Raw genomic sequence first — 9,745 nt, forward strand, 5'->3', positions numbered from 1 at the left:
AGCGGGGGGTGTTCTTCAACCTCCCTGACGGAAGCACGCTGAACGTCCTGCTCCAGAGTGGCGCGTTTCGCACGGGCCTGGCGGTGGTGCGCAACGGGGAGGTCGTTCCGGGGTCGGACACGGACCCGGCGCAGCAGGTCAAGCGCGCGGCGCACCTGCTCTATTTCCTGGCGGGCCTGAACACCTTGCTCGGTGTCGTCGCCATGGTGGCGCGGAGTGACGTCCTGGAGGCCGCGGGGATGGGGTTGGGCTCCCTCCTCTTTGGGCTGGTGGTCGCGGTGCTTGGCTTCTTCACCTACCGGGGCACCCGGGTGGCGCCCATGCTCGCCGGCCTCCTGTACATCGCCGACGCGCTCTTCGTACTGGCGGACTCCGTCACGCAAGGAGGGCGCCTGCCCATCTTCCCCCTTGTCATCCGCGCCTTCATCGTCGTCACGCTCTTCAAGGCGGCGAATGCAGCGGCCAATCTGCGCCGTCGTGAACAGGAAGACGCGGGCGCGTCGCTCCAGCCCTGACTCCTGAAGGTACGGGCGCTGCTCGCGTCATGGGGGGACGCTCGTGCGTCCCGCTCGCACGCGGCCCAGGCCACCCGGTCTCCAATGCCCCCCGTGTCCAGCGGCGGGGCCGGTGGCGCGTTGGTTGCTATGCCAAGGACCTCGTTGCGCCTCCGCTTCATTCGACGACTCGTTCCCCGGTCCTGGACACATGCTGACCCTCCGCGCCGAACAGCTTCGAGTGCTGGACGCCCACCGGCAGGACCAGTTCCTGGCTGGCTTGGAAGGCCATCTCCAGCGTCACTTCCCGGCCTTCGTGGCCATGCAGCCCCGCGAATCGCTGCGCACGTCCCTCCGCGCGGCGGTTGATGAGGCCGTCTCCGTGGGCTTGGAGACCCGGGGCGACGTGAGCGTCTACGTCAACCTCTGCGCGGTGCTCGGCTGGGACTTCGCGTCCGAACCCGAGAGCGCGTGGCTGGGCGCCTTGCTCCGTGACACGTCCATCCCCTCCGCCTCGTACCGGCTCAAGCTGGGCGTCCAGGAGCTCCAGCGACGCCTTGCGCTCGAGCTCCAGCAGCGTGAGGCCCGGCATCGGTTCGAGTCGGCCACGGACACGGAGCGGCGCTGATGTTCTCGACACCCCTGGGCGTTTCATCCTTTCAGTTGGATACGGCGAACACGCAGTCGCGGAACACCTTCGGGAGCACGCCGGTGTCTGGCTCCATGGTGCCGTGCCGGCCCGTGGAGAAGATGGCCATCGAGGTCTCGCTCGTCGACTTCCAGGGGCGGGTCCTCCCTGACCAGGTGCTCGAGCTGGCGTGGGGGCAGACCGTGTACCGGCTGAAGAGCAATGCCTTCGGGGCGGTGCGCTTCGAGGGGCTGGAGGCCACCAGCTACCCGCTGACCTTGTTGGGGCTGGACCGGCGGACGTTGGACGTTCCGTTGGTGGAGGCCCTTTCGTCCATGTGGGTGCTGAGCAGCCAGCCCGCGGAGTGGAGTGTGCTCCCGCCCTTGGCCTACCCGGAGGCGATGCACGTCGTGCAGCCTGGCGAAGGGGTGGACACGATTGCCTTTGACTGGGGACACCTCCCGGAGACCATCTGGGATGCCCCCCAGAATGGGACACTGCGAGCCCAGCGGCGGTGGCGCAACCAGCTCGCTGCTCAAGACACGCTCTACATTCCTCCCAGGGAGCCCGCGACCCTCCAGGTCTCCGCGGGATTCCATTACGTGCTTCGGTTCAATGGCGGCGTGTCCCGGCTGCGGCTGCGGCTGGCGGTCGGGTTCGAGCCGCAGGACGGCGTTCCCTATCTGCTGGAGGTGCCAGACGCGCCCTCTCAGCAAGGGACCACGCGGAATGGGTACATCGACACGGTGGTCCCCGCGCAGACGACCCGCGTGACGTTGGTCCTCGACCAGGGAGCGACGCGCCTCGACCTCCCCGTGGGCGCCTTGTTGCCGCTGTCGGACGACCGGGGCGTCCAGCAGCGGCTGCGCAACCTGGGGTTTCCGTGTGCGTCCTCCGATGGCACGTTCGACGACGTGGCGAAGGGCGTGCTGCATCGCTTCCGGTCCGCGGTCTCCCTGCCTCACTCGGATGCCGTCGACGACGACGTCCGCGGGGCGCTCTTCGCACTCCACGACCAAGGGTGATTCATGGCGGGCCCGTTGACTGTTGCAGAGGTTCTGGAGAAGCGGAGACAGGCGCAGCTTGAGCTCCACCAGGAAGCGCTCTCCGTGGTGGAAAGACGGAGCGTGGCCCTCTCGGACCCGGAAGGCCATACGACGGTCATCAACCTCCCCCTGCCGCCCGCGGTGTTCACGGTGGTGAGCTGGAACGTGCAGACCTTCGAGGCTGGGAGGAGCCTGGGGAATCCCTTCGTCAACAAGGTCATCAACAAGGTGCTCGAGGCGGTGAGCGCCGACGTCTGCATCTTGCTGGAGAGCCGGTCGGACTCCTACATCAACATGAACGCCATTGAGACGGGCCATGTTGGCACCAAGGGGTGGAAGCAGGCCGTTGACGAGGAGGACCTGGATGACGACGGCGATGTCGATGAGGATGATGACGACGGCGTTGTCCCGGTCGACGATGAGGACGATGACGCCATCGACGAGGATGACGGCGGCGCGCAGTTCGACCTGCTCGACGGCGGCGAGCCGCTGACCTACCAGCAGAACGTCAGCGAGATGACGGGGAAGCGCTGGCTGCCACCCAAGAAGCTCTGCATCTATGAGCCCGCCATGGTGAAGCTGCAGCGGGACGTCCGGGATTTGAACCGCATCGAGAGCCTCGAGAAGAAGAAGAAGACGAAGAAGCTCACCAAGAAGGAGTCGGCGGCCCTCACGCGGCTCACCAAGAAGAAGGCCAAGAACCTGAAGGCGGACTCTCGATATTACGCTGCCGCGGAGCGCGCTCGGAAGAACGCGAGCCTGAAGAAGTTCCTGGGGGACTACGGCTATCACCCCAAGCTGCTCAAGGGCCTGTGTGTCGACTTGAAGGGCGCGCCCACGCAGGCGTGGATGGAGCAGCTGCGCGACGACGCCGTCCTCCCGGTGCGGAGCTATTACAAGCTCGTCTACGTCCAGGACGACTGGAGTGAGCAGGAGCTCGACTGGAGCACGGACATCTCCACGTGTCCGCCGCAGGACAACTGGCGCTTCGTGCTTCGTTTGAAGCGATGCGCGTGTGGCGAGTCTCTGGGGTCTGGCTCTTGTGGGAGCTGTGAGGATTTTGGGGCGTACACCACTCCGCTCCAGAACCTGCGGCAGGCCGTGGATGCGCTCACGTTCTACATGTGCACCTGTCAGGAGAGCTACTCCATCCTCCTTCGGCAGGGGACAGGCACCCAGGGCTCCAGCTCGATGGGTGTCTGGATGAAGGACAAGCTCGTGTCGGTGAAGTCCGCCGCGGCGCGGCTGGTGATGCGTGCGCCAGGCGAGGAGGACACGTCGCACGGCATGCCGGTCTTCAAGGCCGGCATGCTCCTGGGCTATCAGGACAACAGCATCGGCTACTACGGGCGCTGTCCCTATCTCCTCCCGGTGGAGCTGTGGCTGCCGTATCGCGGCACCAGCCACATGATGTACCTCGTGGCCTTTCATGGCCCGTTCGGCCCATCCACCCTGGCGGGGGTGGAGCTCCGCGCCGCCGCGATGCGCGAGCTGATGAACGCCGGCACCGGGTCGACGAAGAAGCTCGAAGACGAAGAGGACGTGATGGTCATCGGTGACTTCAACCTGGACTGGGCTCCCAACGTCCCAAAGCCCAGCGGGTATCAGAAGATCGCCAATGCCCTGTACAAGGACTTCAGCACGCGTGGCTTCGAGCCGCTCATCCCGGATGGCATCGCGACCTCGCTGGCGAGCATCCATGGGGCCTCGAAGTGGAGGGAGAAGGCGCCAGACACCGCCGCCTTCACCAGCAGCGCCTATGACAACTGTTTCCTCAAGGGGAGCGCGCTGAAGTCGAGCGTGGCCTCAGCCGCGGTGCTGGATGTCATCTCCTGGATTGAGGCGAACCTGTCGGAGTTCGACCTCCCGGACGACGACCCCCAGAAGGGAAAGCTCGGAACGCTCTCCACGAAGCACCAGGCGTTCTACATCTACCGGAAGTACGTGAGCGACCACCTGCCCATCGTCTGCGACATCCTGGTGGCCCCGCTGTCACCGCATACCCGGGCGTTGCAGGCGCAGGCCCGAGCCCTGACGAATCCCAATGTGGACCGCGCGGGAATGGAGCGGACGCTCGCCTTGATGCGCTCGGTCACCCGGCCCTCCGTGGAGGCGGTGTTCCTCTTCGACGAGATGATCGACTTCGGCGCAACGTTGGAGGCCGTGGACCAGTACCTGCCTTCCTATGAGGGAGAGACGCGCGTGGCGACCTGCGTGGGCCAGGTGGATCGGCACCAGGACGGGTACTTCGTCTTGAAGTGTGAGCCCTTCCAGGACCAGATTCTCTGGACGTCGTGGCGGCCAGAAACGCGGCCGCTCACGTTGGACAGGTTCCTGCGGTTCCATCCTCCGGGGACGCGTGTCCAGTGGAAGATGCGCAATCCCCGGCCGGCGACGTAGCGCGGCCCTGACGGCAGCGTCGTGGGCAACGCGGGAGCAAATGACTCGCGGCCTACCGCTCGGCCGCCTCCGCCGCGCTCCGCTCCTCCTTGCAGAACGCCAGCCGCTTCTGGATGACGTCGAGCGGCACCGCCATCTCCAGCTTGAACGACGTCCCATCCGGCTGGACGCGCGCGAAGTCGAGCAGCTGCGCCAAATCCTTCTCACCCTCCGCCTGCGCCTTGATGCGCGCCATGCTCAGCGCGGCGCCCAGCGTCTTGCCCAGGTCGGTGACTTCGTCGCCATTCGCGCCGCGGACCTCGGCGACCATCGCCACGTCGCCGCTCGCGTCCACGTGGAGCTCCACGTTCTGCGCCACCTGGCGGATGCGCTCCGCCAGCTCCGCCTGCTCCTTGGGCAACAGCCGCGCGAGCTGGTCCACGGACAGCACGCCGTACATCTCCCCGTAGGTGCTGCCCTCGGAGATGGCGGGCGGCTCGTCCGGGCCGCGCCCCTCCACCCGGTCCACCACCGCCTTCACCTCGTCCGGCGACTTGCCAATCACCAGCAGCTCGTTGTTCCACGTCGCCACCGCGGCCTCGCTCCGGCGCCGCGCCGTGCTCCCATCCGGCCGCGTCACCGTCATGTCGCCCGGCTCGTACACCCGGGCGCCTTCGCCGTAGTCCATGGACACGCGCTCGCCCAGCAGCTCCTTGAACTTCGCGTTGCCGAAGTTGCCCGACAGCATCATCCCGTCATCGGTGATGACCAGGCGGTCCAAATCCTGGAGCGGGTCCACGCCGCTGAGGTTGCGCAGCTCCTCCAGCCGCTTCCCACCATCCCGCATCAGGCAGTCCAGCAGCAGCTCGCCAATGGGCGAGTGCCGCAGCGCGTTCGCCTCGATGACCACCGCCGTCTTGCCCTCGCCGCGGGGCAGGGCGGCCAGCACGGGGTCCCTGGGCCGCGCGCGCTCCTGCGTGCCCGCGTCCACCTGCACGGGCAGGACCTGCGTCCGGCGCCGCTCCGCGCGCGCTCGCTCGGGGGCCCGCATCCGCCGGGGGAACTCCACCTTCGGCGTCTCCATGGCGGGCGCTTCCCCCTGCCCGGTGAACATCAACACCGCGGCCACCACGAACAGCATCGCCGCCACGACGAGCCACACCCGGCGGCGTCCACGGTTGTCCATGTCAGTAGTCCTTTCCCTCGAAGCGCCAGAACCCCACCGCCAGGGCCCCGAATCCAAACACCAGCACGCCCAGCAACAGCATGCCCAGCGAGTGCACCTCCAGCGGCGTGGACGCGGCGATGTCGCCCGCGGCCATGGCCAGCGCGGACAGCCGCGGCAACACCAGCGTCACCGCCCGGAAGGCCTCGCGTCCCAAGCCCTCCTCGAAGAAGGGCGTCAGCTGCTGCCGGTAGCCCGCGATGATGCCTCCCACCAGGAAGACGAAGCCAGAGGCCGCGCACAGCGCCGCGCTGCGCACCAGCGTCGCCGCCGTCAGCATCACCGCGTACACCGCCGCGAAGCCCACGCACGCCAGCAGCCCGGCGATGAGCGGCCCCGCCGTCCAGTACCCCGCCTTCACGCCGAAGATGAGCACCAGCCCCGTCGTCCCATACAGCGTCCCGCCCAGCGCCAGCACCATCACCCCCAGGAACGTCCCCGCCAGCAGGTGCCAGCGCTGAATCGGCAGCGCCAGCAGGTGCTCGATGCGCCCCGGTGACATCAGCGACGGCGCGAAGTCCGAGCACGCGACGATGCCGAACAGGATGCCGCCGTAGAACACCAGGAACGCCGCGGCCTGGTACACGGGCCGCAGGGCCACGTCCACGGAGCGGATGCTGTTACGCAGCTCCTCGCCGAACAGCCGGGACGCCGCGAGCGCCCCGTCCACCACCTCGATGCGCAAGCTCAGCGCCACCACGGTGAGCACCAGGGTGATGCCCACCATGAAGGCCAGGATGAACTTGCGCGACATCGCCTCACGGAGCACGTAGCCCGCGATTCCCAGGACGGGCTTCACGCCGCGGCCTCCACTGTTCCCATCAGCACCGACTCCAGGTCCGTTCCGTCACGCCGCAGCTCCACCATCAATGCCCCAGCCGCCCGTGCCCGGTCCAATGCTCCGTTGAGCGCCGCCGGGTCCTCTGCCTCGACGGCGTACTGTCCCTCCGCGGCGCCTCGGAGGAACCCCGCCGCCGCCAGGGCCTCGGTGTTCGCCCCGGGGGCGAAGCGCACCAGCCACCGCACGCCGCCCCGCGCCAGGTCCTCCAGCCGGCCCTCGCGCACCACGCGGCCCCCCGCGAGGATGGCGACACGGTCACAGACGCGCTCGGTCTCCGCCAGCAGGTGCGAGTTGAGGAACAGCGTCGTCCCACGCCGCACCTCCTCCTGGAGGATGCGCCGCACCTCCATCCGCCCCATGGGGTCGATTCCGTCCGTGGGCTCGTCCAGCACCAGCAGGGAAGGGGTGCCCACCAGCGCCGCGGCCAGGCCCAGCCGCTGACGCATGCCCTTGGAGTACCCGCCAATGCGCCGGCCCACCGCGTCCGACAGGCCCACGCGCTCCAGGAGGCGCAGGTTCACCGCGGGGTCCACCGGGAGGCCCTTCAGCCGCGTCACCGTCGCCAGGAAGGCGGGCGCCGTCCAGGTGCCGGGCAGGTGCAGGCGCTCGGGCAGGTAGCCGATGCGGGCGCGGATGCGCGGGTCCTCGGGCGAGCCGCCCAGGACGCGGATGGCGCCCTCCGTGGGCTGGACGATGCCGAGGATGCTCTTGATGAAGGTCGTCTTGCCCGCGCCGTTGGGGCCGATGAGGCCAAAGGCGCTGCCTTCCGGCACCGTCAGGTCCATGCCCCGGAGGGCCTCGGTGCCTCCCTTCCGGAAGGCCCGGTGGTACGTCTTCCTCAATCCCCTCACTTCAATGGCGGGCGCCTGGCTTGTCACGGTCGGGAATGTAGACGACCGGGCCGTCCACCGATTGCGTCAGGTTGCCGGGCGGTCGCCCGGGCGGGCGGAACGGTCTCCTGGCGGCTCCCTGCGGCGCTCCGTTCGCGCCCGTGGGAAAGGCGCTTCGCACGCCTGCTGTGCCTGCCGCGCCGCGGTACCTCGTTGTTCCGGGGACTTGGCGGCTTCCGCGTTCCTTGGAGCTCCACGGTCCGGCCCATGCAATGTCCGGCGGCGGACCCCATGCCCCGAGGAGCACCGGACATGACGTACGAGGACCGCATCAAACAGCAGCTGCTGGACGCCCGCCGCGAGCTGGCGCTGGCCGACCAGGACCTGGCGACGGGGACGGAGGCGGCGCGCGTGCGCTACGCCCGCGCCCTGCACGAAGCGGACATCGCCGAGTGTCGCGCCCAGCGGCACGCCCGGGAGGCGCGCAACCATCAGCGGAGCTGGCGGCTCGTCGCAGGCTGAGCAGGCGGGCAGGGGGCCAGAAACGGTGAAGGCGCGGCGCCGCCGGTTTATACCGGCGATCGCCATGGCCTATCCCATCCACCGACCCCGCCGCCTGCGCCGCAACGCCGTCCTGCGTGACATGGTGCGCGAGACGCGCCTCGACCCGGGCGACTTCATCTACCCCCTGTTCGTCGTGGAAGGCCGGGACGTGCGCCGTCCCATCGTCTCCATGCCGGGCATCTTCAACCTGTCGCTGGAGCACGTCGTCGCGGAGGCCCGGCAGGCCCGGAAGCTGGGCGTGCCCGCCGTCCTCCTGTTCGGCATCCCGAACCACAAGGACGCCCGCGGCACCCAGGCCTACGCCGACGACGGCATCGTCCAGCGCGCCATCCAGGCCATCAAGGCGGCCGAGCCGGACCTCCAGGTCATCGTCGACGTCTGCCTCTGCGAGTTCACCGACCACGGCCACTGCGGCGTGCTGGAGGGCGGCCACGTCGTCAATGACGCCACGCTGCCGCTGCTGGCGAAGATGTCCGTGAGCTGCGCGAAGGCGGGCGCGGACATCATCGCGCCGTCGGACATGATGGACGGCCGCGTGGCCGCCATCCGCGCGGCCCTGGACGAGACGGGCTTCGGCGAGCTGCCCATCATGGCGTACTCGGCCAAGTTCGCGTCCGGCTACTACGGACCGTTCCGCGAGGCCGCCCAGAACACGCCGACCTCCGGCGACCGCCGGGGCTACCAGATGGACCCCGGCAACTTCCGCGAGGCCCTGAAGGAAGTGGCCCTGGACGTGGAGGAGGGCGCGGACCTGGTCATGGTCAAGCCCGCGCTGGCCTACCTGGACGTCATCCGCGCCGTGCGCGAGCGCTGGGAGCTGCCCGTCGTCGCCTACAACGTGTCCGGCGAGTACTCCATGCTCAAGGCCGCCGGGCAGAACGGGTGGATTGACTACGAGCGGGTGATGCTGGAGACGCTCACGTCCATGAAGCGCGCTGGCTCCGACCTCATCATCACCTACCACGCCCTGGAAGCGGCGAAGCTCCTGTAGGCAACAGCCGGACGGACTCGCGGCGGGTTGACGCTTGATCCGCCGCGCGCGTTGCGTCCAAATGTGCGTCGCACGATGCCAACCCAAAAGCGGCCTGGACGAAAGTCCCAGAAGCCCCCGCCCCAACGCCGGCGCACCGCGAAGCAGCGGTCCGGCGCCGGTCGCGCGGTCCGTGTCACCCCCCCAGGACCCTTGCAGTACAAAGTGGTCGAGCTGTCCACCGTGGACGAGGGCGCCCTGGAGCGCACGCTCAACGAGTGGACGGCCAAGGGCTGGAGCCTCGACGGCATCCAGTTCGCGATGCGCGAGTCCTCCAAGCGCCCGGCCATGGCCTTCATCCTCTTCACGCGCCAGGGCGGCCCCGCCGAGCACGATGAAGACGCGGCGCGCGGGCGGCTGATGCGGATGTCGGAGACGGGCAGCCCCACCGCGGCGCTCGCGGCGGAGTACGCGCGCGAGCACGCCGAGTGGGCCGCGCCCATGATTTCTCCTTTGAGCGCCCACGAACGGCTGGCGCGCCTGGCGGGGCTGGACGAACCCGAGCCGCGCGAGGAAGGCCTCACGCTGGAGCCGGAGGAGTGAGCACCGCGCGAAGCCGCGTGTTCATGGCGGCGAGCAGGCAGGGTGGCCGCGCCTTGCGGCTGGTGTCCGGAGAGGCGCAACCCGATTCCCCCTATCCCAAGGCCTCGCTCTGGCTGCGCGGCGGCGCGCGGGTGGTGGACGTGTCGGTGGCGTGGGGCCTGTACG

The 9,745-nt window shown here is 68.8% G+C and carries 10 protein-coding genes and 1 pseudogene; 8 read left to right on the plus strand and 3 right to left on the minus strand.

Translation table 11 applies throughout. The features are described 5' to 3' along the window. The 4 genes from G4D87_RS26675 to G4D87_RS26690 form a co-directional block, all read left to right on the plus strand. On the plus strand, positions 1-515 hold a 515-nt coding region (locus tag G4D87_RS26675), incomplete at its 5' end, for a hypothetical protein (protein WP_163785248.1). A 190-nt stretch (positions 516-705) separates the two neighbouring features. Further along, entirely contained in the window at positions 706-1,122 is a 417-nt protein-coding gene (locus G4D87_RS26680) for a hypothetical protein (RefSeq protein ID WP_163785249.1), read from the plus strand. Continuing rightward, positions 1,122-2,147, plus strand: a complete 1,026-nt coding sequence (locus G4D87_RS26685; protein ID WP_163785250.1) for a hypothetical protein — start codon at positions 1,122-1,124, stop codon at positions 2,145-2,147. The genes G4D87_RS26680 and G4D87_RS26685 overlap by 1 nt, the downstream gene beginning before the upstream one ends. Before the next feature lie 84 nt (positions 2,148-2,231). Beyond that, positions 2,232-4,568, plus strand: coding sequence for an exonuclease/endonuclease/phosphatase family protein (locus G4D87_RS26690; protein ID WP_240358637.1), 2,337 nt, complete (start codon positions 2,232-2,234; stop codon positions 4,566-4,568). A gap of 52 nt (positions 4,569-4,620) precedes the next feature. On the opposite strand, the gene G4D87_RS26695 is transcribed toward G4D87_RS26690, so the two are convergent. Genes G4D87_RS26695 through G4D87_RS26705 form a run of 3 tightly spaced genes read right to left on the minus strand, consistent with a single transcriptional unit; the run spans position 4,621 to position 7,455 of the window. Beyond that, positions 4,621-5,733: a hypothetical protein gene (locus G4D87_RS26695; RefSeq protein WP_163785252.1), complete on the minus strand. Its 1,113-nt coding sequence runs from the start codon at positions 5,731-5,733 to the stop codon at positions 4,621-4,623. A 1-nt stretch (position 5,734) separates the two neighbouring features. After that, positions 5,735-6,571 carry an ABC-2 transporter permease gene (locus G4D87_RS26700; protein ID WP_163785253.1) on the minus strand — a complete coding sequence of 279 codons (837 nt, stop codon included), beginning with the start codon at positions 6,569-6,571 and terminating at the stop codon, positions 5,735-5,737. Beyond that, positions 6,568-7,455, minus strand: a complete 888-nt coding sequence (locus G4D87_RS26705; protein WP_163785258.1) for an ABC transporter ATP-binding protein — start codon at positions 7,453-7,455, stop codon at positions 6,568-6,570. The genes G4D87_RS26700 and G4D87_RS26705 overlap by 4 nt, the downstream gene beginning before the upstream one ends. A gap of 300 nt (positions 7,456-7,755) precedes the next feature. On the opposite strand from G4D87_RS26705, the gene G4D87_RS26710 reads away from it, so the two are divergent. The 4 genes and pseudogenes from G4D87_RS26710 to G4D87_RS40160 all read left to right on the plus strand — a co-directional run. Continuing rightward, positions 7,756-7,965 carry a hypothetical protein gene (locus G4D87_RS26710; protein WP_240358639.1) on the plus strand — a complete coding sequence of 70 codons (210 nt, stop codon included), beginning with the start codon at positions 7,756-7,758 and terminating at the stop codon, positions 7,963-7,965. 64 nt (positions 7,966-8,029) lie between these two features. Beyond that, positions 8,030-8,998: a porphobilinogen synthase gene (gene hemB, locus G4D87_RS26715; protein WP_205507735.1), complete on the plus strand. Its 969-nt coding sequence runs from the start codon at positions 8,030-8,032 to the stop codon at positions 8,996-8,998. Positions 8,999-9,190: 192 nt separating this feature from the next. After that, positions 9,191-9,580: a type IV pili motility protein SglS gene (sglS, locus tag G4D87_RS26720; RefSeq protein WP_240358640.1), complete on the plus strand. Its 390-nt coding sequence runs from the start codon at positions 9,191-9,193 to the stop codon at positions 9,578-9,580. Beyond that, a pseudogene (locus G4D87_RS40160) lies at positions 9,577-9,745 on the plus strand (RDD family protein); the annotation flags it as partial. The gene sglS and the pseudogene G4D87_RS40160, both read left to right, overlap by 4 nt.

This window comes from Myxococcus vastator (assembly GCF_010894475.1).
Lineage (GTDB): Bacteria > Myxococcota > Myxococcia > Myxococcales > Myxococcaceae > Myxococcus > Myxococcus vastator.

Bases quoted from the DNA above. Each gene is read 5' to 3' on its own strand.
- G4D87_RS26680 (WP_163785249.1), top strand. From the start codon at position 706: ATGCTGACCCTCCGCGCCGAACAGCTTCGAGTGCTGGACGCCCACCGG.
- G4D87_RS26685 (WP_163785250.1), top strand. From the start codon at position 1,122: ATGTTCTCGACACCCCTGGGCGTTTCATCCTTTCAGTTGGATACGGCG.
- G4D87_RS26695 (WP_163785252.1), bottom strand. From the start codon at position 5,733: ATGGACAACCGTGGACGCCGCCGGGTGTGGCTCGTCGTGGCGGCGATG.
- G4D87_RS26710 (WP_240358639.1), top strand. From the start codon at position 7,756: ATGACGTACGAGGACCGCATCAAACAGCAGCTGCTGGACGCCCGCCGC.
- hemB (WP_205507735.1), top strand. From the start codon at position 8,030: ATGGCCTATCCCATCCACCGACCCCGCCGCCTGCGCCGCAACGCCGTC.